The 25,715-nt window shown below is 74.8% G+C and carries 3 protein-coding genes; all 3 read left to right on the top strand.

Translation table 11 applies throughout. From position 1 onward, the window contains the following. A partial coding sequence (locus AB0F03_RS35740) for a KR domain-containing protein (protein WP_362000126.1) occupies positions 1 to 2,764 on the top strand: 2,764 nt, incomplete at its 5' end. Between the two features lie 34 nt (positions 2,765 to 2,798). Then, on the top strand, positions 2,799 to 18,848 hold the full coding sequence (locus AB0F03_RS35735) for an SDR family NAD(P)-dependent oxidoreductase (RefSeq protein ID WP_362000123.1): 16,050 nt from the start codon (positions 2,799 to 2,801) through the stop codon (positions 18,846 to 18,848). Between the two features lie 46 nt (positions 18,849 to 18,894). After that, positions 18,895 to 25,715: type I polyketide synthase (locus AB0F03_RS35730; RefSeq protein WP_362000120.1), on the top strand; the 6,821-nt coding region annotated here is incomplete at its 3' end.

Here is a 25,715-nt window from a genome sequence, read left to right as displayed (position 1 = left end):
CGGTGATGCGGAAGCTTTGGACGAGGCGCTGGCCGTGCTGGAGGCGGACGGTGTGCGGGTGCGCCGGGTCGCGGTGGATTACGCCTCGCACACCCTTCATGTCGAGGCGATCGAGACGGCGTTGGGGGAGGCGTTCGCGGACATCCGCAGCCAGGCGCCGGTGGTGCCGTTCTTCTCCACGGTGACCGGTACCTGGGTGCGCGACGAAGATGCCCTGGACGGTGGTTACTGGTACCGCAATCTGCGTGGCCAGGTCCGTTTCGGGCCGGCGATCGCCTCCCTCCTCGCCGGGGGCCACACGGTGTTCGTCGAATCAAGCGCCCACCCCGTCCTGCTCCAGCCGGTCAACGAGATCTTCGACGAGGCCGCCGACGACAACGTCCGCCTCCGTGCCGTCGCCGCCGGTTCGCTGCGGCGCCAAGAGGGCGGCCTACCAAGGCTGTTGGCGTCGATGGCGGAACTGTTCGTCAAGGGCGTGGCGGTCGACTGGACGGGTGTGCTGCCCGAGGGCGCCGAGACCGCCGACGTGGAACTGCCGACGTACGCCTTCGACCGGCAGCACTTCTGGCTGCGCGAGGCGGAGACCACCACGGACGCCGCCACGGCCGAGGGCGCCGAGACCGACTTCTGGTCCGCCGTCGAACAGGCCGACACCGACTCCCTCGCCGAACTGCTCGACCTGGCCGCGGCCGACCAGCGCGACGCGCTGCGCACGGTCGTCCCCGTGCTGGCCGACTGGCGCGGCCGGCGGCGCGAGCGGTCGGCGGCGGAGAAGCTGCGCTACCACGTCACCTGGCGGCCCGTGGACCAGGAGGGCGCCGGTGTTCCGGCCGGTACCTGGCTGGCCGTCGTGCCGGCGGCGGCGCCGACCGGATCGGTGCCGGCCGAGCTGCTGCGGGAACTCACCGCGCAGGGACTGGACGTCGTCCCGCTGGAGGTCGCGGTGGCCGACGCCACCCGCGACCGGCTCGGCGCACGTCTGTCCGCCGTCCTCGCCGAGCACGCCGTGGCCGGTGTGCTGTCACTGCTCGCGCTCGACCCGGCCGGCGAGGAGGACGACACCGGGGAGTGCGGTCCCCAGGACCCGGTTCCGCTGACGGCGGCCACCGTCGCGCTGGTCCAGGCCCTGGGCGACACCGGGGTCACACAGCCGCTGTGGTGCCTGACCCGGGGCGCGGTCAACACCGGCATCCAGGACACCGTCACCGCACCGGCCCAGGCGGCCGTCTGGGGCATCGGCCGGGCCGCCGCCCTGGAACGCGGCGACCGCTGGGGCGGGCTGATCGACCTGCCCGCCACCCCCGACAGCCGGACCGTCCGGCATCTGCTCGGCGCGCTCGACGCCGCAGGCGACGACGACCAGCTGGCCGTACGCCGGTCCGGAGTGCACACCCGCAGGCTGCTGCGCAAGACCGCCCCCGACCCGGCCGCCGGCTCCGGCTGGCAGCCCCGCGGCACCGTCCTGGTGACCGGCGGCGCCGAGGGCCTGGGCCGGCACGCCTCCCTGTGGCTCGCCCGGTCCGGTGCCCGCCGGCTCCTCGTCACCACCACCGCCGCCGCTCCCGGGGACGCCGTCGCCGCACTCCGCGCCGAGGTGGCCGCGCTCGGCACCGGCACCACCGTCGAGACGTGCGCCGACACCGACCGGACCGCCCTCGGCCACCTGCTCGCCGGGGCTCCCGGTGACCAGCCGCTCACCGCCGTCGTGCACACCGCCGACATCGCCCGCACCAGCACCGTGGACGACACCGGCGTACCCGAACTCACCGAGGTGTTCTCCGCCAAGGTGGACACCGCCCGGTGGCTCGCCGGACGGTTCGCGGACACCCCGCTCGACGCGTTCGTGGTCTTCTCCTCCATCGCCGGGATCTGGGGCGGCGGCGGACAGGGCCCGTCCGGCGCCGCCAACGCCGTCCTCGACGCCCTCGTGGAATGGCGCCGCGGCCACGGCCACCCCGCCACCGCGATCGCCTGGGGCGCCCTCGACGAGGTCGGCGTCGGCATGGACGAGGACACCCTCACCCAGCTGCGCCGGCGCGGTGTCCTGCCCATGGCCCCGCACATCGCCGTCACCGCCTTCGAACAGGCCGTCCAGGCCCAGGAGAAGGCCGTCACCGTCGTCGACATGGACTGGGACGCCTTCATCCCGGCGTTCACCTCGGTCCGGCCCAGCCCGCTGTTCGCCGACCTGTCCGAGGCGCAGGCCGCCCTGCGGGCCACCCAGCCGGACACCGGCGACGGCGACACCACCGCCGGCCTCGTGCAGTCCCTCCGCGACGTCCCCGAGGCCGACCAGAACCGCCTCCTGCTCCGGCTGGTCTGCGGACACGCCGCCACCGTCCTCGGACACAGCGGCGCCGAGAGCATCGGAGCCCTCCAGGCCTTCCAGGAGGTCGGCTTCGACTCGCTCGCCGCCGTCAACCTGCGCAACAGCCTGCACGTGGCGACCGGCCTGCGGCTGCCCGCCACCCTCATCTTCGACTACCCCACGCCGGACGCCCTCGTCGGCTATCTGCGCTCCGAACTGCTCCGGGACGCCGACGACGGGCTCGACGGGCGGGAGGACGACCTCAGGCGGGCACTCGCCGCCGTCCCCCTCGCCCGGTTCAGGGAAGCCGGCGTCCTGGACACCCTGCTCGGCCTGGTGGACACCGAGGACGCGCCCGCGTCCGACACGGCGGAACCGGCCGGGAACGACGAGACCCTGATCGACGCCATGGACGTTGCCGACCTCGTGCAGCGTGCTCTGGGCAGGACGAGCTGACCCCATGACAGCGGACGTACCACGGAGGACGGATATGTCGGGCCCGGACGACCAGATCGTCAACGCGCTGCGCGCCTCCCTCAAGGAGAACGCTCGGCTCCAGCAGGAGAACGGCAAACTCGCGGCGGCCGCTGCCGAGCCCATCGCCATCGTCTCCATGGCCTGCCGGTACGCGGGGGGCATCCGCACCCCGGAGGACCTGTGGCGGGTGGTGACCGACGGCACCGACGTCTACACCGCGTTCCCCGAGGACCGCGGCTGGGACCTGGAGGGCCTCTACCACCCCGACCCGGACAACCCCGGCACGACGTACGTCCGCGAAGGCGCCTTCCTGCACGAGGCCGCCGAGTTCGACGCCGCCTTCTTCGGCATCTCGCCGCGCGAGGCCCTCGCCATGGACCCGCAGCAGCGCCAGCTGCTCGAGGTGAGCTGGGAGACCCTGGAACGGGCCGGCATCGACCCGCACTCCGTGCGCGGCAGCGACATCGGCGTCTTCGCCGGCATCGTCCACCAGGACTACGCCCCCGACCTCAGCGGCCACGAGGGCTATCTCAGCCTGGAACGCGCCCTGGGCACCGCGGGCGGTGTCGCCTCCGGCCGCGTCGCCTACACCCTCGGCCTGGAGGGACCCGCGGTCACCGTCGACACGATGTGTTCGTCCTCCCTCGTCGCCATCCACCTGGCCAGCCAGGCACTGCGCCGCGGCGAGTGCTCCATGGCCCTCGCGGGCGGCTCCACCGTGATGGCCACCCCCGGCGGCTTCGTCGGCTTCGCCCGCCAGCGCGGCCTCGCCTTCGACGGCCGCTGCAAGTCCTACGCCGCCGCCGCCGACGGCTCCGGCTGGGCCGAGGGCGTCGGTGTCGTCCTGCTGGAGACGCTGTCGCAGGCCCGGGAGCGCGGCCACCGCGTCCTCGCCGTGGTCCGCGGCTCGGCCGTGAACCAGGACGGCGCCTCCAACGGCCTGACCGCCCCCAACGGCCCCTCCCAGCAGCGCGTCATCCGCAAGGCGCTGAGCGGCGCCGGACTGAGCACCTCCGACATCGACATGGTGGACGGGCACGGCACCGGCACCGTCCTCGGCGACCCCATCGAGGCCCAGGCGATCCTCGCCACCTACGGCCAGGACCGCCCTGCCGGACAGCCGCTGCGGCTGGGCTCCGTGAAGTCGGCCATCGGCCACACCCAGGCCGCCTCCGGCGTCGCCGGCGTCATCAACATGGTGCAGGCCCTGCGTCACGGCCTGATGCCGGCCAGCCGCCACATCGATGCCCCCACCCCGCAGGTCGACTGGTCGTCCGGCGCCGTGGAACTGCTCACCGAGGCCCGGCAGTGGCCCGAGACCGGCCGGCCGCGCCGCGCCGGCGTCTCCGCGTTCGGCGCCAGCGGCACCAACGCCCACCTGATCCTGGAACAGGCCCCGGAGCAGGACGCGCCGGCCGCCGCCGGGACGACCCCGGCCGGTGCCGTGCCGCTGGTGGTGTCGGCGGCCTCCGCCGCGTCGCTCACCGGCCAGGCCGGCCGCCTCGCCGCCTACCTGGACGGCACGGACACCCCCCTCGCGGACATCGCGGGCACCCTCGCCACCCGCCGCGCGGTGCTCGGCGAACGCGCCGTCGTGGTCGCGGAGACCCGCGACGAGGCACTGGCCGCGCTGACCGCCCTCGCCCGCGACGAGCAGGCCCCCGGAACGGTCCGGGGTGCCGCCGGCGGCGCCGGGTCCGGCAAGACCGTCCTGGTCTTCCCCGGCCAGGGCACCCAGTGGATCGGCATGGGCCGCGAACTCCTGGACACCTCACCGGTGTTCGCCGCGCGGATCGAGGAGTGCGCCCGGGCCCTGGAACGCTGGGTGGACTGGGACCTGAAGGCCGTGCTGCGCGGCGACGCCGACACCGGTCTGCCGGCCCGCGTCGACGTGGTGCAGCCCGCGAGCTTCGCCGTCATGGTCGGCCTGGCCGCCGTGTGGGCGTCCGTGGGCGTCGTGCCGGACGCGGTGGTCGGCCACTCGCAGGGTGAGATCGCCGCCGCCTGCGTCGCCGGCGCCCTCACACTGGACGACGCCGCCCGCATCGTCGCCGTCCGCAGCCAGGTCATCCGCGGCCGGCTCGCCGGACTGGGCGGCATGGCTTCCGTCGCGCTCACCGAGGACGACGTCACCGCCCGGCTGGAGCGGTGGGCCGGCCGGGTCGAGGTGGCCGCCGTCAACGGCCCGGCCTCCGTCGTGATCGCCGGTGACGCCGAGGCCCTCGACGAGGTCCTGGACACCCTGGAGGACCAGGGCGTGCGGGTCCGGCGCATCGCCGTGGACTACGCCTCGCACAGCCGGCACGTCCAGGCCGTGCAGGAGGCCCTCACCGAGGCCTTCGCGGACATCCGCGGCCAGGCCCCCGCCATCCCGTTCCTGTCCACCGTCACCGGCGAGTGGGTCCGTGACGCGGGCGTCCTGGACGGCGGCTACTGGTACCGCAACCTGCGCCGCCAGGTCCGCTTCGGCCCGGCCGTCGCCACCCTCCTCGCCGAGGGCCACACCGTGTTCGTCGAGTCCAGCGCCCACCCCGTCCTCGTCCAGCCGGTCACCGAGATCGCCGACGCCGCCGACGCCGTGGTCACCGGCTCGCTGCGCCGTGACGACGGCGGCCTGCGCCGCCTGCTCACCTCCATGGCCGAGGTCTTCGCCGGCGGCGTGGCCGTCGACTGGAAGGGCATCCTGCCCGAGGCCGCCCGCACCGCCCACGTCGACCTGCCGACGTACGCCTTCGACCGCCGCCGCTACTGGATCCAGCTCACCCCCAGCGGCGGCGACGCCGCCTCCCTCGGCGTGACCGGCACCGACCATCCGCTGCTCGGCGCGCTGGTGCCGCTGCCGCAGACCGACGGACTGGTCCTCACCTCCCGGTTGTCCCTGCGCACCCACCCCTGGCTGGCCGACCACGCCATGCAGGGCGTGGTCATCGTCCCGGGCACCGTCTACGTCGACCTCGCGGTGCGCGCCGGCGACGAGTTCGGCTGCGGCACCCTGGAGGAACTCGTCATCGAGGCGCCGCTGGTGCTGCCCCCGCAGGGCGGCGTCCGCGTCCAGGTCGCCGTCGGCGGCCCCACCGCGAACGGCGCGCGCACCGTCGACGTGTACTCGCTGCGCGAGGACGCCGGCGAGGACGGGCACGGCGAGTGGACCCGGCACGCCACCGGCCTGCTGTCCAGCGTGCCCGCCCGGTTCACCGCGCCCGCCGCCGATTTCACCGCCTGGCCGCCGCCGGGCGCCGAACCCGTCGCCATCGACGACTTCTACGCTGCCCTCGTCGCCCGCGGCTACTCCTACGGCCCCGCCTTCCAGGGACTGCGCGGCGTGTGGCGGCGCGGCGAGGAACTCTTCGCCGAGGCGGCCCTGCCGCAGGACCACCGGGAGGACGCCGACAAGTTCGCCATCCACCCGGCGCTCCTCGACGCCGCCCTGCACACCAACGCCTTCGCCAACCCGGACGACGACCGCAACGTCCTGCCGTTCGCCTGGAACGGCCTCGTCCTGCACGCCGAGGGCGCCTCCGCCCTGCGGGTGCGGGTCGCGCCCGCCGGCCCCGACGCCCTGTCCTTCCAGGCCGCCGACGAGACCGGCGACCTGGTGCTGACCATGGACTCCCTGGTGTCCCTGCCGGTCTCCGCCGAACAGCTCGGCGCCGCGGCCGGCGGGAACCAGGACGCCCTGTTCGCCGTCGACTGGGTGCCGCTGCCCGCCGCCGAGGACGCCACCACCGCACCCACCTGGGTGCCGGTCGCCGACGCCGACGCCGTGCGCGCCCTCGCCGCCCGCGACAGCGTGCCCGCCGCGGCGGTCCTGGACGCCTACAGCGACGGCGCCGACGCCCAGACCCTGACCTGCCGCGTCCTGGCCGTCCTCCAGGCCTGGCTGACCACACCCGGCCTCGAAGCCGCCCGCCTGGTGGTCGCCACCCGGGGAGCGGTCCCCGCGGGCGGCGACGCCACGGTCACCGACCCGGCCGGCGCGGCCGTCTGGGGCCTCGTCCGCGCCGCCCAGGCCGAGAACCCCGACCGGGTCGTCCTGGCAGACCTCGACCCGGCCACCGCAGCCGGGGCCGGGCCCGTCCTCGCGCAGCTCCTCGCCACCGGCGAACCGCAGCTCGCCGTCCGTGGCACCGTCCTGTCGGCACCCCGTCTGGTCCGCGCGGACCAGACCGACACCACCGCCGACGCCGCCGACCCCACCGGTGCGGCGGACACCGTCACCGACGCCGGGACCCCCGCCTTCGACCCCGACGGCACCGTCCTGATCACCGGCGGCACCGGCTCGCTCGGCGCGCTCGTCGCCCGGCACCTCGTCCAGCGGCACGGCGTACGCCACCTGGTGCTGGCCGGCCGGCGCGGCCCCGACGCCACCGGTGCCGCCGCCCTGACGGCCGACCTGACCGGCCTCGGCGCGGACGTCTCCGTCGTCGCCTGCGACGTCTCCGACCGGGATGCGGTCGCCGCGCTGCTGCGCGGCCTGCCGGCCGAGCAGCCACTGACCGGTCTGGTGCACCTCGCCGGCATCCTCGACGACGGCGTGATCAGTGCCCTCACCGAGGAGCGGATCGCCGGGGTCTTCGCCCCCAAGGCCACCGCCGTACGGCATCTGGACGAACTGACCCGGGAACTCGCGCCCGCCCTGCGCTCGTTCGTGGTGTTCTCCTCCGCCGCCGCCCTCCTCGGCTCCGCCGGTCAGGGCAACTACGCGGCTGCCAACGCCTTCCTGGACGCCCTCATGGCCCACCGCCGCGCGGCCGGGCTGCCCGGCGTCTCCCTCGCCTGGGGCCTGTGGGAGCAGAGCGCCGGTCTGACGGCGCACCTCAGCGAGACCGACCAGGCCCGGATGAGCCGCGGTGGCGTCCTCGCGCTCACCGCCGACGAGGGCCTCGCCCTCCTGGACACCGGCCTGCGCGCCGACCGGGCCCTGCTGGTCCCCATCAAGCTGGACCTGCGCGCGCTGCGCTCCGACGCGGCCTCCGGCTCCGCCGTGCCGCACCTGCTGCGCGGCCTGGTCCGGGCCGGCCGGCGCTCCGCGCGGGCCGCCGCCGGTGACGGCAGCGCTCTCCTGCGCCGCCTCGCCGGTCTCGCCGAGGCCGAGCAGGACGCCGTCCTGCTCGGCGTCATCCAGGCCGAGGCCACCGCCGTCCTCGGCTTCAGCGGGCCCGAACTCGCCCAGGGAACCCGCGGGTTCGGCGACATCGGTTTCGACTCGCTCACCGCGATCGAACTGCGCAACCGGCTGTCCGCCGCCACCGGCGTCAAACTGCCCGCCACGCTCATCTTCGACTACCCCACGCCGGTGGCGCTCGCCCGCCATCTGCGCGAGGAACTCGGCGAGAGCACGGCCGGCGCCGCCGCCCCCGCGGTCACCGCCACCGACCCCGACGAGCCCATCGCCATCGTCGGCATGGCCTGCCGGCTGCCGGGCGGCGTCACCGATCCGGCCGGCCTGTGGCGGCTGGTCCTCGACCGCCGCGAGGGCATGACGGGCTTCCCCGACGACCGCGGCTGGAACCTGGACGAGCTGTTCGACGCCGACCCCGACAAGGCCGGCACCTCCTACGTCCACAAGAGCGGATTCCTCCAGGGCGCCGCCGAGTTCGACGCCGAGTTCTTCGGCATCTCCCCCCGTGAGGCGCTGGCCATGGACCCCCAGCAGCGGCTGCTGCTGGAGGCGACCTGGGAGGCCCTGGAGAACGCCGGGATCGACCCCGGCTCCACCCGCGGCGCCGACGTCGGCGTCTTCTCCGGCGTCTCCATCCACGACTACCTGGAGTCCCTCAGCAACATGCCCCCCGAGCTGGAGGGCTACGTCACCACCGCGACCGCGGGCAGTGTCGCCTCGGGCCGGGTGTCGTACGTGTTCGGCTTCGAGGGTCCCGCGGTCACCGTCGACACGGCCTGTTCCTCCTCCCTCGTCGCCATGCACCTGGCGGCCCAGGCGCTGCGGCAGGGCGAGTGCTCGCTGGCACTGGCCGGCGGGGTCGCCGTGATGGGCTCGCCGATCGGTGTGCTCGGCATGTCCCGCCAGCGCGGCCTCGCCGCGGACGGCCGGGTCAAGGCGTTCTCCGCGGGCGCCGACGGCACCGTCCTGTCCGAGGGCGTGGGCATCGTCGTCCTGGAACGCCTGTCGGCGGCCCGCCGCAACGGGCACCGGGTGCTGGCGGTGCTGCGCGGCAGCGCGGTCAACCAGGACGGCGCCTCGAACGGCCTGACCGCCCCGAACGGCCCCTCGCAGCAGCGGGTCATCCGCCGGGCGCTGGCCGCCGCCGGGCTGGCCGCCGCCGACGTGGACGCAGTGGAGGCGCACGGCACGGGCACCGCGCTCGGGGATCCGATCGAGGCGCAGGCCCTGCTCGCCACCTACGGCCGCGACCGCGAACAACCCCTGTGGCTCGGCTCGTTGAAGTCCAACATCGGGCACACGCAGGCCGCCGCCGGGGTCGCCGGTGTCATCAAGATGGTCCAGGCGCTGCGCCACGGCGTCCTGCCGCCCACCCTCAACGTCACCGAGCCGACCCCGCAGGTCGACTGGTCGGCCGGGGCCGTCGAGCTGGTGACCGAGGCCCGGCAGTGGCCCGAGTCCGGCCGTCCGCGCCGGGCCGGCGTCTCCTCCTTCGGCATCAGCGGCACCAACGCCCACCTCATCCTGGAGCAGGCCCCCGAGGAGCCGGCCGCCGCGCCGGCGGCCCCGGCCGACGGCCCCGTGCCGCTGGTGGTGTCGGCGGCCTCCGAGGGCTCACTGGCCGCACAGGCGGAACGGCTCGCCGCGTACACCGCGGACACCGACGCGCCGCTCGCGGACATCGCGGGCGTCCTCGTCACGCGCCGGGCCGCGCTGTCCGAGCGGGCCGTGGTGGTCGCCGAGTCCCGCGCGGAGGCGGTGGCCGCACTGGCCGCGCTGGCCCGGGGCGAATCGGCCGCCGGGCTGGTGACCGGCGGCGCGGGCACCGCGGGACGGACGGTACTGGTCTTCCCCGGCCAGGGCTCCCAGTGGACCGGCATGGGCCGCGAACTGCTGGAGACCTCACCGGTGTTCGCCGAGCGGATCGAGGAGTGCGCCCGCGCCCTGGAACCCTGGACCGACTGGGACCTGAAGGCGGTGCTGCGCGGCGAGGCCGACGCCGCTCTCGTCGCCCGCGTCGACGTCGTCCAGCCGGCGAGCTTCGCGGTGATGATCGCCCTGGCGGCCGTGTGGGCGTCCGTGGGCGTCGTACCGGACGCGGTGGTCGGCCACTCGCAGGGCGAGATCGCCGCGGCGTGCGTGGCCGGTGCGCTGTCGCTCGACGACGCGGCCCGCATCGTCGCCGTACGCAGCCGGGTGATCGCCGGTGAACTCGCGGGCCGGGGCGGCATGGCCTCCGTGGCCCTGCCCGAGGCCGACGCCGCCGCCCGGATCGCCGCGTGGGACGGCCGGGTCGAGGTCGCCGCCGTCAACAGCCCCTCGTCGGTGGTCATCGCCGGCGACGCCGAGGCCCTCGACGAGGCGCTGGCCGCGCTGGAGACCGACGGCGTGCGCGTCCGGCGCGTCGCCGTGGACTACGCCTCCCACACCCGGCACGTCGAAGCCATCGAGAACACCCTCGCCGAGGCGCTCGCCGAGATCCGCGGGCAGGCGCCGCTGGTGCCGTTCTACTCCACGGTGACCGGCGACCGGGTGCGCGAGGCGGGCGTCCTGGACGGCGGCTACTGGTACCGCAACCTGCGGCAGCAGGTCCGCTTCGGACCGGCGATCGCCGCCCTCCTCGCCGAGGGCCACACGGTGTTCGTCGAGTCCAGCGCGCATCCCGTCCTCGTCCAGCCGGTCAACGAGATCACCGACGACACCCGGGCCGACGCGGTCGCCACCGGCTCCCTGCGCCGCGAGGAGGGCGGCCTGCGCCGGCTGCTCACCTCGATGGCCGAGGTCTTCGTCCGGGGCGTTCCGGTCGACTGGACCGGTGTGCTGCCCGAGGGCACCGGCGCCGGCCACGTCGACCTGCCGACGTACGCCTTCGACCACCGCCCCTACTGGCTGAGGACCGCCCCGGCCACGGACGCCGCCTCGCTCGGCCAGGCTTCGGCCGACCACCCCCTGCTGGGCGCGGTCGTCCCGCTGCCCCAGTCGGACGGGCTGGTCCTCACCTCCCGCCTCTCCCTGCGCACCCACCCCTGGCTGGCCGACCACGTCGTCGGCGGCGCGGTCGTCGTCCCGGCCACGGCCCTGGTGGAACTGGCCCTGCGCGCCGGCGACGAGGCCGGCACCGCCACCCTGGACGAGCTGACGGTCGAGACACCGCTGCTGCTGCCCGAGGACGGTGGGATACGCGTCCAGGTCGCCGTCGGCGGCCCCGACGGGACCGGCGCGCGAACCGTCGACGTCTACGCGGCCGGCGAGGACCCCGAGGCCGGCGCCTGGACCCGGCACGCCACCGGACGGCTCTCACCCGCCCCGCTCACCACGCCGAGCGCGAGCGCCGACCTGACCCTGTGGCCACCGACCGGCGCCCGCCCGGCCGACATCGACGCGTTCTACGACGACCTGCTCCGCCTCGGCCACCCCCTCGGCCCCGCCTTCCGTGGCGTACGGACGCTGTGGCGGCGCGGCGACGAGGTCTTCGCCGAGGTCGCCCTGCCCGACGAACAGCGCGCGGGCGCCGAGCGGTTCGGCATCCACCCCGCGCTGCTCGACGCCTCCGTGCAGTCCGGGCTGCGGCACGCGGCCACGGTCGGCCAGGACGACGACGGGCAGCGGCTGTGGCAGCCCGCCGCCTGGCAGGGGCTGACCCTGCACGCCACCGGCGCGACCACGCTCCGCGTGCGGCTCGCCCCCTCCGGGGACGGGCGCCTGTCGCTGGAGGCCGCGGACGGCACGGGCGGCCTCGTCGTCACCCTGGACGCCCTGGGCTTCCTGCCGGTCGCCGCCGACCAGCTGACGCCGGCTCCCGCCGACGGCGCCCACTCCCTGTACCGCGTCGACTGGACCGACCTGCCCGCCCCCGAGGGGCAGCAGGTGCCGCAGTGGGTGCCGCTGTTCCACGCGGACGAGGTCGGCATCCTCGCCGGCGCGGCGACCGGCCCCGTGGTCGCCGTGGTCGAGGCCGTCACCCCCGACGGCACCGCCGAGCGCGCCGCGGACGGCGCGCTGTCCGTCACCGACCGGATGCTGGCCATGCTCCAGGCGTGGTTCGCCGCACCCGGGCTGGAGGAGTCCCGGCTGGTGATCCTGACCCGGGGCGCCGTCCCGGCCGGCGGCGACACCGCGGTGACGGACCCGGCCGGCGCGGCGGTCTGGGGCCTGGTCCGCGCGGCCCAGGCCGAGAACCCGGGCCGGATCGTCCTCATCGACACGGACACCGACCCCGACATCGCCTACGGCACCGCTGTCGAACCCCTCCTCGCGACCGTCCTCGCCTCCGGGGAACCGCAGGTGGCGGTGCGCGGCACGGCCCTGTCGGTGCCGCGTCTGGTGCGGGCGGAGCCGTCCGACGCCGAGGGCGAGCCGGTGGTGGCGTTCCGCCCCGAGGGCACGGTCCTGGTCACCGGCGGTACCGGTTCGCTGGGCGCGCTGGTCGCCCGTCACCTGGTCGTACGCCACGGGGTGCGGCACCTGGTGCTGGCCAGCCGGCGCGGCACGGAAGCCGAGGGTGCCGCCGAGCTGGTGGCCGAACTGTCGCAGCTGGGCGCCGAGTCGGTGTCCCTGTCGGCCGCCGACGTGTCCGACCGTACGCAGGTGGCACGGCTGCTGCACTCCGTACCCGCCGAGCATCCCCTGACGGGTGTGGTCCACACGGCCGGTGTCCTGGACGACGGCGTGATCGGCGCCCTCACCCCGGAACGGATGGCGGGCGTCTTCGCCCCCAAGGCCGGCGCCGCCGCCCACCTGGACGAGCTGACCCGCACCCTGGACCTCACCACGTTCGCCGTCTACTCCTCCGGCGCCGGCCTGTTCGGCTCGGCCGGACAGGGCAACTACGCCGCCGCCAACGCCTACCTCGACGCCCTGATGGCCCGCCGCCGCGCCGCCGGCCTGCCCGCGGTGTCCCTGGCGTGGGGCCTGTGGGAGCAGAGCACCGGCCTGACCGCCCACCTCAGCGACACCGACCAGGCCCGGATGAGCCGGGGCGGCGTCCGCGCCCTGACCCCCGACGAGGGCCTCGCCCTCTTCGACGCGGCCCTGGGCACGGGCGAGGCACTCCTCGTCCCCATCAAGCTGGACCTGCGGGCCGCCCGCGCCGACGCCGCCTCCGGCGGCGCCGTGCAGCCCCTGATGCGCGGCCTGATCCGCGTCGCCCGGCAGGCCGCCCGGACGGCCGCCGCGGACCGCACCGGCGGCGGCCTGGCCGACCGGCTCGCCGGACTCGGCCCGGACGAGCAGGAAACGCTCCTCCTCGACGTCGTGCGCGGCCAGGTCGCGGCCGTCCTCGGCCACGCGGGCGCCGACCAGGTCAGGGCGGACAAGGCGTTCAAGGACGCCGGCTTCGACTCCCTCACCTCCGTCGAACTGCGCAACCGTGTCCGGGAGGCCACCGGCCTGACCCTGCCGACCACCGTCGTCTTCGACTACCCGACCCCGCTCGCCCTCGCCCGCCATCTGCACAGCCACTTCGGGCACGTCACCGCGGCACCCGCCGGCCCGGAACCGGCCGTCGCCGCGGCCGGCCCCGGCGAGCCGATCGCCATCGTCGGCATGGCCTGCCGGCTGCCCGGCGGCGTCACCGGCCCCGAGGGCCTCTGGCGGCTGGTGGCGGAGGGCCGGGACGCGATGTCCGGCTTCCCGTCCGACCGGGGCTGGGACCTGGAGGGCCTGTTCGACTCCGACCCGGGACGCGTCGGGACCTCGTACGTCGACCAGGGCGGCTTCCTCCACGACGCCGGCCTGTTCGACGCGGGCTTCTTCGGTATCTCTCCGCGTGAGGCACTGGCGATGGACCCGCAGCAGCGGCTCCTGCTGGAGACCTCCTGGGAGGCACTGGAGCGGGCGGGCATCGACCCGACCTCCCTGAAGGGCACCGACGTCGGCGTGTTCTCCGGCGTGATGACCCAGGGCTACGGCTTCGGCGGTGAACTCCCGCCGGAGCTGGCCGGGTTCACCGCGACCGGCTCCGCGGGCAGCGTGGCCTCCGGCCGGGTGTCGTACGTCTTCGGCCTCGAGGGCCCCGCCGTGACCGTCGACACCGCCTGCTCCTCGTCGCTGGTCGCCCTGCACCTCGCGGCGCAGGCGCTGCGCAACGGTGAGTGCTCCATGGCCCTCGCCGGCGGCGCGACCGTCCTCGCCAACCCGTACACCTTCGTCGAGTTCTCCCGCCAGCAGGCCCTCTCGCCCGACGGCCGCTGCAAGGCCTTCGCGGACGGCGCGGACGGCACCGGCTGGGCCGAGGGCGCGGGTGTCGTCGTCCTGGAACGGCTTTCGGAGGCGCGCCGCAAGGGCCACCAGGTCCTGGCGGTCGTACGCGGCAGCGCCGTCAACCAGGACGGCGCCTCCAACGGGCTCACGGCGCCGAACGGGCCGTCGCAGCAGCGGGTGATCCGCAAGGCGCTGGCGAACGCCGGTCTCTCGGTGTCCGAGGTGGACGCCGTGGAGGCGCACGGCACGGGCACGGTCCTCGGTGACCCGATCGAGGCGCAGGCCCTGCTCGCCACCTACGGGCAGGACCGTGACGAGCCGCTGTGGATCGGGTCGGTGAAGTCCAACCTCGGCCACGCCCAGGCCGCGGCCGGTGTCGCCGGCGTCATCAAGACCGTCGAGGCACTGCGGCACGCGGTGCTGCCCCCCACGCTCCACGTCGACCAGCCGTCGACCGAGGTCGACTGGTCGGCGGGCGCGGTCGAGATCCTCACCGAGGCCCGGGCCTGGCCGGACACCGGCCGTCCGCGCCGCGCCGGCGTCTCCGCCTTCGGGGTCAGCGGCACCAACGCCCACGTCATCCTGGAACAGGCACCCGAGGAGGAACCGGCCGCGAAGCCGGTGGACCCCGCCGACGGTGTGCTGCCGCTGGTGGTGTCGGCCCGCGGCGCCGACGCGCTGGCCGGACAGGCCGGACGGCTCGCCGAGTTCGTCGGCGGCACCGACGCCCCTACGGCGGCCGTCGCCGGAGCGCTCGTCTCCCGGCGGGCCGTGCTCCCCGAACGGGCCGTGGTCGTCGCCGGCTCGCGCGAGGAGGCGGTGGCCGGGCTCGCGGCACTGGCGGCCGGCGAGTCGTCGCCGGTCGTGGTCACGGGCACGGAGAGCAGCGGTGGCACGGTCGTCGTGTTCCCCGGGCAGGGCTCCCAACGCCTGGGCATGGGAAGCGAGTTGTACGACCGGTACCCGGTGTTCGCCCGCGCCTTCGACGAGGCCTGCACCGCGCTCGACGCACAACTGGCCGGCTGGGCGGACCACCCCGTCAAGGACGTGGTGTTCGGCGAGGTCGGCAACGCCGGCGGCGGCCTGCTGGACCAGACCGTCTTCACACAGGCGGGTCTGTTCGCGGTGGAGTCGGCCCTGTTCCGGCTGGTGGAGTCGTGGGGTGTGCGGCCGGACGTGGTGGCCGGGCACTCGATCGGCGAGGTCGTCGCCGCGCATGTCGCCGGGGTGCTGTCCCTCACGGACGCGGCGGCACTGGTCGCCGCCCGCGGCCGGCTGATGCAGGCCCTCGCTCCGGTCGGCGCGATGGTCGCGGTGGCCGCGACCGAGGCGGAGATCGCCGGTCATCTGGGCGCGGGCGTGGACCTGGCCGCGGTGAACGCGCCCGGCTCGGTGGTGCTCTCCGGCGACGAGGAAGCCGTCACGGCCGTTGCCGAGAAGATGCGCGAACAGGGCCGCAGGGTCAAGCGGCTGACCGTCTCGCACGCCTTCCACTCGGCGCTGATGGAGCCGATGCTCGCCGGGTTCGGCGAGGTGCTGTCCGGGCTGACCTGGCACGAGCCGGCCATCGCCGTCGTGTCGAACGTGACCGGAGAGCTGGCCGAGCCCGGCCGGTTGACCGACCCCGCCTACTGGGTCGACCACGTCCGGCGTCCGGTCCGCTTCGCCGACGGCATCGCCGCCTCGGGCGGGTCGGTGTTCCTGGAACTCGGCCCCGGCGGCGCCCTGACCGGCGCGATCGCGCAGTCGGCCGGCGACGACGCGGTCAGCGTGCCCGCCCTGCGCGACGACCGCGGCGAGGCCCAGACCCTCCTGCTGTCCGTCGCGGAGCTGTTCGTGCGCGGCACGAAGGTGGACTGGGCGGCCGTCCTCCCCGAGGGCGCCACCGACGCCCGCGTGGACCTGCCGACGTACGCCTTCGACCACCGTCACTACTGGCTGCGGACGGCACCCGCCACCGACGCGGTCGCCCTGGGCCAGGGCACGGCGGACCACCCCCTGCTGGGCGCGGTGGTGGAGGTGCCGGAGACCGGCGGGGTGCTGTTCACCTCCCGGCTCTCCCTGCGCACCCACCCCTGGCTCGCCGACCACGCCGTCGGGGGCGTGGTGCTCCTGCCCGGCACCGGTCTGGTCGAGCTGGCCGTGCGCGCCGGTGACGAGGTCGGCAGCGGAGTGCTGGACGAACTCGTCATCGAAGCACCCCTGGTCGTCCCGGCACAGGGCGGTGTCCGGGTCCAGGTCGCCGTCGGCGGGGCGGACGACAGCGGGCTGCGGACCGTCGCCGTCTACTCGGCCCGGGAGAACACCACCGGCGAGATCGACACCGACGCCTGGACCCGCCACGCCACCGGCACCGTGACGGCGTCGGCGGCGGACACCCCCGCCTTCGACACCACGGTCTGGCCGCCCGCCGGAGCCGAACCGGTCGACCTCGACGTCACCGCCTTCTACGCCGGCCTGCTGAGCCACGGCTATGCCTACGGCCCGGCGTTCCAGGGGCTGCGCGCGGTGTGGCGGCGCGGCGAGGAGATCTTCGCCGAGGTCGCCCTGCCGGACGAACGGCGCGACGAGGCGGCACGGTTCGGCCTCCACCCCGCTCTGCTCGACGCGGCCCTGCACACGGACGCCTTCGCCCAGCCGGACGATGGGCACAACGTCCTGCCGTTCTCGTGGACCGGACTGGAGCTGCACGCCGCCGGCGCCGCGTCCCTCCGGGTACGGATCACACCCCGCGGAACGGACGTGCTGTCCCTCGTCGCGGCCGACGAGAACGGCGGTCTCGTCCTGACCGTCGACTCGGTGACCTTCCGCCCGGTGGACGTCGGACAGCTCGACGCCGCCGCGACGGCCGGCGAGGACCGCGACGCCCTGTTCACCGTGGCCTGGACCGACCTGCCCACCACAGCCGGGGCGGCGGACACGGCACCCGCATGGGCGCGGGTCACCACCGCGGCCGAGGTGACCGCGCTGAAGAGCGAGCTGTCCCAGGCCGCCGTCCTGGACCTCCGGGGCACCGGCGACGGCGACGCGGAGGCACTGACCCGGACGGCCGCCGCCCTGGAGGTCGTCCAGGCGTGGCTCGCCGACGAGGACGCCGAGGACGCGCGGCTGCTGGTGGTGACCCGGGGCGCGGTGCCCGCGGGCGGCGCCGCCACGGCGACCGACGCGGCCGGCGCGGCGGTCTGGGGCCTGGTCCGCGCGGCCCAGGCCGAGAACCCGGACCGCATCGTCCTGCTCGACCTGGACCCGGCAACCGACCCGGCCACCGACGACCCGTCCGACGACCTTCTCGCGACCGTCCTCGCCTCCGGGGAACCGCAGGTGGCGTTGCGCGGCACGGCCCTGTCGGTGCCGCGTCTGGTGCGGGCCGAGCCGTCCGACGCCGAGGGCGAGCCGGTGGTGGCGTTCCGCCCGGAGGGCACGGTCCTGGTCACCGGCGGTACCGGTTCGCTGGGCGCGCTGGTCGCCCGTCACCTGGTCGTACGCCACGGGGTGCGGCACCTGGTGCTGGCCAGCCGGCGCGGCACGGAAGCGGAGGGTGCCGCCGAGCTGGTGGCCGAACTGTCGCAGCTGGGCGCCGAGTCGGTGTTCCTGTCGGCCGCCGACGTGTCCGACCGTACGCAGGTGGCACGGCTGCTGGACTCCGTACCCGCCGAGCATCCCCTGACGGGTGTGGTCCACACGGCCGGTGTCCTGGACGACGGCGTGATCGGCGCCCTCACCCCGGAACGCCTCGCCCGGGTCTTCGCCCCCAAGGTCAGCGCGGTACGGCACCTCGACGAGCTGACCCGCACCCTGGACCTGACCGCGTTCGCCGTCTTCTCCTCCGCGTCCGGCCTCTTCGGCTCGGCCGGACAGGGCAACTACGCCGCCGCCAACGCCTACCTCGACGCGGTCGCCCACCAGCGCCGCGCCGCCGGCCTGCCCGCCACCTCGCTCGCCTGGGGCCTGTGGGAACAGACCAGCGGCATGACCGCCCACCTGGGCGCCGCCGACCAGGCCCGCATGAGCCGGGGCGGCGTCCTGCCCATCGGTCCCGCCGAGGGCATGCGCCTCCTCGACGCGGCCCTGGACACCGGGGAGGCGCTCCTGGTCCCCATCAAGCTCGACCTGCGGGCCCTGCGCGCCGACTCGGCAGCGGGCCGCACCGTGCAGCCCCTGCTCCGCGGCCTGGTCCGCACCGGCCGCCAGCCGGTCCGCACCACCGCCGCGGACAGCGCCGGCGGCCTCACCCGCCGGCTCGCCGGACTCGCCCAGGCCGAACAGGAGGCCCTGCTCCTGGACCTCGTCCGCGGCCAGGTCGCGACCGTCCTCGGTCACGCCGGGGCGGAGAACGTGGGACCCGAGACGGCGTTCAAGGACGCCGGGTTCGACTCGCTCACCTCCGTCGAGCTGCGCAACCGGCTCCGCGAGACCACCGGCCTCAAACTGGCCGCCACGGTCGTGTTCGACTATCCCAACCCGCTCGCTCTGGCCCGCCATCTGCACACGGAACTGGGCACCACCAACGACGCCCTGTCGCTGGTGCACGAAAAGATCGAGGACATCGACTCGCTGATCGCCGGACTGCTGTCCGACGAGTCCAAGAAGGCGGACATCGTGCTCCGCCTCCAGGGTCTGGTCGCGAAGTGCAACGGAGCGGTCGAGGAGACAGAGGGTTCCGCCGTGGCGGAACAACTGGAATCCGCCTCCGCCGATGAGGTCCTCGACTTCATCAACGACGAACTCGGAATCTCCTGACCGTCGCGTTTCCGCGGACCGTCAAACCCCCGGTGAGGAATGGAAGATGGCCACAGAGCAGGAACTCCTCAAGTACCTCAAGCGCGTCACGACCGAACTGCACGACCTGCGCCGACAGGTCCGGCGGAACGCGGACGAGCCCGTCGCGATCGTCGGCATGGCCTGCCGGCTGCCCGGCGGTGTGACGACCCCGGAGGAGCTGTGGCGGCTGGTCGCCGAGGGCCGGGACGCCGTGTCCGACTTCCCCGCCGACCGCGGCTGGGACCTGGACACGCTGTTCGACGACGACCCCGACAAGGCGGGCACCTCCTACGCCCGCCAGGGCGGATTCCTGCGCGACGCCGGTCTGTTCGACGCCGAGTTCTTCGGTGTCTCCCCCCGTGAGGCACTGGCGATGGACCCGCAGCAGCGACTGCTGCTGGAGACCTCCTGGGAGGCACTGGAACAGGCCGGAATCGACCCGCTCTCACTGAAGGGCGCGGACGTCGGCGTCTTCAACGGCATCATGGGCGTCGACTACTTCTTCGGCGGCAACCTCCCGCCGGAGCTGGAGGGTTACGCCGGCACCGGCGGCGCGGGCAGCGTCGCCTCCGGCCGCGTCTCCTACGTCTTCGGCTTCGAGGGCCCCGCGGTCACCGTGGACACCGCCTGCTCCTCGTCCCTGGTCGCCATCCACCTGGCGGCCCAGGCACTGCGGCGCGGCGAGTGCTCGATGGCCCTCGCCGGCGGCGCCAGCGTCATGGCCACCCCGCACACCTTCGTGGACTTCTCCCGCCAGCGCGGCCTCGCCGCCGACGGCCGCTGCAAGTCGTACGCCGACACGGCCGACGGCACGGGCTGGGCCGAGGGCGCGGGCGTGGTCGTACTGGAACGCCTCTCGGAGGCCCAGCGCAAGGGCCACCGGGTGCTGGCGGTGATCCGGGGCAGCGCGGTCAACCAGGACGGCGCCTCCAACGGCCTCACGGCCCCGAACGGGCCGTCGCAGCAGCGGGTGATCCGCAAGGCGCTCGCGAACGCGGGCCTGACCCCGGCGGACGTGGACGCGGTCGAGGGCCACGGCACCGGCACCGTCCTCGGCGACCCGATCGAGGCGCAGGCCCTCCTCGCCACCTACGGCCAGGGACGCGAGGAGCCCCTGTGGCTGGGCTCGTTGAAGTCCAACCTGGGCCACACCCAGGCCGCCGCAGGAGTCGCCGGTGTGATCAAGACGGTGCAGGCCCTGCGCCACGGCATCCTGCCCGCCACCCTGCACGCGGATGAACCCAGCAGTCGCGTCGACTGGGACGCGGGCGCCGTCCGGCTCCTCCACCGCACCAGCCCCTGGCCCGAGATCGACCGGCCGCGCCGGGTGGGCGTGTCCGGGTTCGGTGTGAGCGGCACGAACGCGCACCTGATCCTGGAGCAGGCGCCGGAGGAGGCATCGGAGGAGGACGTCGCAGAGCCGGTGGCCGCTCCGGCCGACGGTGTTCTGCCGCTGCTCGTCTCGGCGCGGAGCACGGGTTCCCTCACCGGCCAGGCGGCCCGGCTGGCGGAGTTCACCGGCGCCGCGGACGTCCCCCTGGCTGACATCGCCGGTGCCCTGGTCACGCAGCGGGCGGTTCTGGCCGAGCGGGCGGTCGTGGTTGCCGGTTCGCGTGAGGAGGCGGTGGCGGGACTGGGCGCGCTGGCTGCGGGGGAGTCGTCCCCGGGCGTGGTGACGGGGTCGGATGCCGGTGGGAAGACGGTGTTCGTGTTCCCGGGTCAGGGTTCGCAGCGGGTGGGTATGGGCCGGGAGTTGTATGAGCGGTTCCCGGTGTTCGCGGGGGCGTTGGATGAGGCGTGTGCGGCTTTGGATGCGCAGCTTGCCGGTGCGGTCGAGTACTCGGTGCGGGATGTGATCTTCGGCGCGGGTGACGGCGGTCTGATCGATCAGACGGTGTTCACTCAGGCAGCTTTGTTCGCGGTGGAGTCGGCGTTGTTCCGGCTGGTGGAGTCGTGGGGTGTGCGGCCGGATGTGGTGGCCGGGCATTCGATCGGTGAGGTTGTGGCCGCGTATGTGGCTGGGGTGTTGTCCCTTACGGATGCGGCGGCGTTGGTGGCGGCCCGGGGTCGGTTGATGCAGGCGTTGCCGTCGGGTGGGGCGATGGTGGCGGTGGCGGCGAGTGAGGCGGAGATCGCCGGACACTTGGGCTCCGGTGTGGATCTGGCGGCGGTGAACGCGCCGGGTTCGGTTGTCCTGTCGGGTAGCGAGGACGCCGTGAATGGAGTGGTGGAGAGGCTGCGGGAGCAGGGTCGCCGGGTGAAGCGGCTGACCGTCTCGCATGCTTTCCATTCGGCGTTGATGGAGCCGATGCTGGCCGAGTTCGGCGAGGTGCTGTCGGGGCTGACGTGGCACGAGCCGGCCCTCGCTGTCGTGTCGAACGTGACCGGAAAGCTGGCCGAGCCGGGCCAGTTGAGCGATCCCGCCTACTGGGTGGATCACGTCCGCCGTCCGGTCCGCTTCGCCGAGGGCATCGCCGCCTCGGAGGGGGCCGTCTTCCTGGAACTGGGTCCCGGCGGCGCCCTGACCGGTGCCATCGCGGAATCGGCCGGTGAGGACGCGGTGAGTGTTCCCGCCCTGCGGGATGACCGGGGGGAGGAGCAGACGCTTCTGCTGTCCGTCGCGGAGCTGTTCGTGCGCGGTAGGAAGGTGGACTGGGCGGCGGTGTTGCCCGAGGGTGCCGGCACGGTGCACGTGGACCTGCCGACGTACGCCTTCGACCACCAGCACTACTGGCTGCGCATGGCGGAGTCCGTGGTCGACGCGGCGGCACTGGGACTCACCGGCGCGGACCATCCGCTGCTCGGCGCGATGCTCCGGCTACCGCAGTCCGACGGGATGGTCCTCACCTCCCGGCTGTCCCTGCGCACCCACTCCTGGCTCGCCGACCACGCCGTCGGCGGAGTGGTCGTCGTGCCCGGTACCGGACTGGTGGAGCTTGCCGTGCGCGCCGGTGACGAGGTCGGCTGCGGGGTGCTGGACGAACTGGTCGTCGAGGCGCCCCTGGTCGTTCCCGAGCAGGGTGCCGTACGCCTCCAGATCGCTGTGGGCGGCCCGGACGGTACCGGGGCCAGAAGCGTGGAGGTGTACGCGGCTCCCGACGATTCCGCAGGGTCGGACGGTCCGGCCGTCTGGACCCGGCACGCCACCGGCATCCTCGCGCCGACTGCCGGCGAGACCGCACCCGGTCATGACTTCACCGCCTGGCCACCGCCCGGCGCGCAGCGCGTGGACACGGACGACCTCTACACCGAACTCGTCGCCCACGGCCACGCCTACGGGCCGCTCTTCCAGGGGTTGCGCGGGCTGTGGCGGCGCGGCGACGAGCTGTTCGCCGAGGCCGCGCTGGCGGAGGAGGACCAGAGCGAGGCGGACCGGTACGGCGTGCACCCGGCGCTGCTCGACGCCGTCCTGCACCCGGCCGTCCGGGAGGCCGTCGCGGGCGACGGCGAGCAGGTGTGGCAGCCGCTGGAGTGGAACACGGTCGTCCTGCACGCCACGGGTGCCACCGTGCTGCGGGCCCGGCTGCTGCGGTCCGGCCCGGGTGTCGTCTCGATCGAGGCGGCCGACGAGACCGGCGGCCCGGTCCTCACGGCGGACGCCGTCACGCTGAGGCCCGTCGCCGCCGACCGCCTGACGACACCGGACGCCCCCACGGGCACGGACGACGCCCTCTTCCACGTGGAGTGGACCGAGCTGCCCGCGCCCCGGCCGTCCGCGGGGGCACCGGAATGGGTCGCCCTGTCCGGCCCGAGCGGAGTGGCCGCGCTGGTGGACGGCGCCGAGCCACCGGCCGCCGCGGTGCTCGACTGCGTCGCGGACGGTGCGACCGACACCGACGTGCTCGCGCTGACCAGCACCGCGCTGGAGATCGTCCAGGCCTGGCTGGCCGAGCCCGGGACGGAGGGAACGCGCCTCGTCGTGCGCACCCACGGTGCCGTGCCCGCCGAGAGCGAGCGGACGGTGACCGACCCGGCCGGCGCGGCCGTATGGGGCCTGATCCGGGTCGCCCAGGCGGAGAACCCCGACCGGATCGTCCTGCTCGACACGGACGCGCCGCAGGACGACGAGAACTTCGGCCCCCTGCTCACCGCCGTCCTCGCGACCGGCGAACCGCAGCTCGCCGCCCGGGGCACCACGCTGTACGCCCCTCGGCTGACCCGCGCGACGGCGCCCACGGTTGCGGACCCCCATTTCGGCCCGGAGGGGTCGGTGCTGGTCACGGGAGGCACAGGAGCACTGGGCGCGCTGGTGGCGCGGCATCTGGTCGTACGTCATGGGGTGCGGCATCTGGTGCTGGCCAGCCGGCGTGGTGCGCAGGTGGAGGGTGCCGCGGAGCTGGTGGCCGAGCTGTCCGGTCTGGGTGCGGAGTCGGTGTCCGTGGTGGCGGCGGATGTGTCGGACCGTGCGCAGGTGGCGGAGCTGCTGGGCGCGGTGGCGGCGGAGCGTCCGTTGTCGGGTGTGGTGCACACGGCCGGTGTCCTGGACGACGGCGTGATCGGCGCCCTCACCCCCGAACGTCTGGCGGGGGTGTTCGCGCCCAAGGTGAGCGCGGTCACGCACCTGGACGAACTGACCCGCGAACTCGCTCCCGAACTGCACACGTTCATCGTGTTCTCGTCGGCGGCGGGCGTGTTCGGTTCGGCGGGGCAGGGCAATTACGCGGCGGCGAACGCCTGTCTGGACGCGGTGGTGCAGCGGCGCCGGTCCGCGGGTCTGCCGGGTGTGTCGCTGGCGTGGGGCCTGTGGGAGCAGGCCACCGGAATGACCGCCCACCTGAACGACGCCGACCAAGCCCGTATGCACCGCGGAGGCTTCCAGGCGATCAGCCCCGACGAGGGCCTGCACCTGTTCGACGCGGCCCTGCGCACCGGCGAGACCCTGCTGGTCCCGATCCGGCTGGACCTGCGGGCCATACGCGCCGAGGCCGCGGCCGGCGGCGACATACCGTCCCTGCTGCGCACGCTGATCCCCCACAGCCGCCGCGCCGCCGCCCGCATCGCCGCGGGCCGCGGCAGTGGGCTGGCCGGCCGGCTCGCGGGCCTGCCCCCGGCCGAGCGGGAGACCCTGCTCCTGGACCTGGTCCGCACACACGTCGCCACCGTGCTCGGCCACACCGGCCCCGAGAAGGTCAGGGCCGAGAAGGCGTTCAAGGACGCCGGCTTCGACTCGCTCACCGCCGTCCAACTGCGCAACCGGCTGCGCGAGGCCACCCGGCTCAGCCTCCCCGCCACCCTCGTCTACGACTATCCGACCCCGCTCACGCTCGCCCGCTTCCTCCGCGACGAGCTGGACGGCCTGAACGGCAACGTCACCGGCGCCGCGGCCCCCACCGTCGTCGTCGCCGACCCGGACGAGCCGATCGCCATCGTCGGCATGGCGTGCCGGCTGCCCGGCGGCGTCAACAGCCCCGAGGACCTCTGGCGGCTGGTCGCCGAAGGCCGGGACGCGATCTCCGGCTTCCCGGTGGACCGCGGCTGGGACGTGGACGACCTCTTCGACACCGACCCCGAGAACATCGGCACCTCCTACGTCGACCAGGGCGGCTTCCTGCACGAGGCGGGCCGGTTCGACGCCGGCTTCTTCGGGATCTCGCCGCGTGAGGCGCTGGCGATGGACCCGCAGCAGCGGCTGCTGCTGGAGACCTCCTGGGAGGCACTGGAACGGGCGGGCGTGAACCCGTCCGCGCTGAAGGGCACGGACGTCGGCGTGTTCTCCGGCGTCATGACCCAGGGCTACGGCATCGGCGGCGACATCCCGCCGGAACTGGGCGGCTTCACGGCCACCGGCTCCGCGGTGAGCGTCGCCTCGGGCCGGGTGTCGTACGCCTTCGGCTTCGAAGGCCCCGCGGTCACCATCGACACCGCCTGCTCCTCCTCCCTGGTCGCCATGCACCTGGCAGCCCAGGCCCTGCGTAACGGCGAATGCTCCCTCGCCCTCGCCGGCGGCGCGACCGTCATGGCCACACCGGGTACCTTCGTGGAGTTCTCCCGGCAGCGGGCCCTCGCCCCCGACGGCCGCTGCAAGGCCTTCTCCTCGACCGCCGACGGCACGGGCTGGGCGGAGGGCGTCGGCGTCGTCGCACTCGAGCGACTCTCAGAGGCCCGCCGCAAGGGCCACCGCGTCCTGGCGGTCCTGCGCGGCAGCGCCATCAACCAGGACGGCGCGTCCAACGGCCTCACCGCCCCGAACGGCCCCTCGCAGCAGCGGGTCATCCGCCGGGCCCTGGCGGTGGCCGGGCTGGCCGCCTCCGACGTGGACGCGGTGGAAGCACACGGTACGGGCACGGCGCTCGGCGACCCGATCGAGGCGCAGGCCCTGCTCGCCACCTACGGCCGCGACCGCGAACAGCCGCTCTGGCTCGGCTCGGTGAAGTCGAACATCGGGCACACGCAGGCCGCCGCCGGAGTCGCCGGTGTCATCAAGATGGTCGAGGCACTGCGGCACGGCGTCCTGCCCCCGACCCTGCACGTCGAAGAGCCGACCCCGCAGGTCGACTGGTCGGCCGGAGCCGTCGAGCTGCTGACCGAGGCCCGGGACTGGCCCGAGACCGGCCGTCCGCGCCGGGCCGGCGTCTCCTCCTTCGGCCTCAGCGGTACCAACGCCCACCTGATCTTCGAGCAGGCCCCCGAGGAACCGGCGCGGTCGCCGATCACTCCGGCCGACGGGGTTGTTCCGCTGGTGGTGTCGGCGGCTTCGGAGGGTGCGCTGGCGGGGCAGGCGGAGCGGCTTGCGGTGTTCGTCGGTGACACAGATGTGTCGCTGGTGGAGGTCGCGGGTGTGCTGGCGGCCCGGCGTGCGCTGCTGTCGGAGCGGGCGGTGGTGGTTGCTGGTTCGCGTGCGGAGGC

The organism is Streptomyces sp. NPDC028722, assembly GCF_040637655.1.
GTDB lineage: Bacteria > Actinomycetota > Actinomycetes > Streptomycetales > Streptomycetaceae > Streptomyces.
The sequence above is the reverse complement of the archived record's forward strand: the minus strand, read 5'-3'. Positions and strand labels throughout refer to the sequence as shown.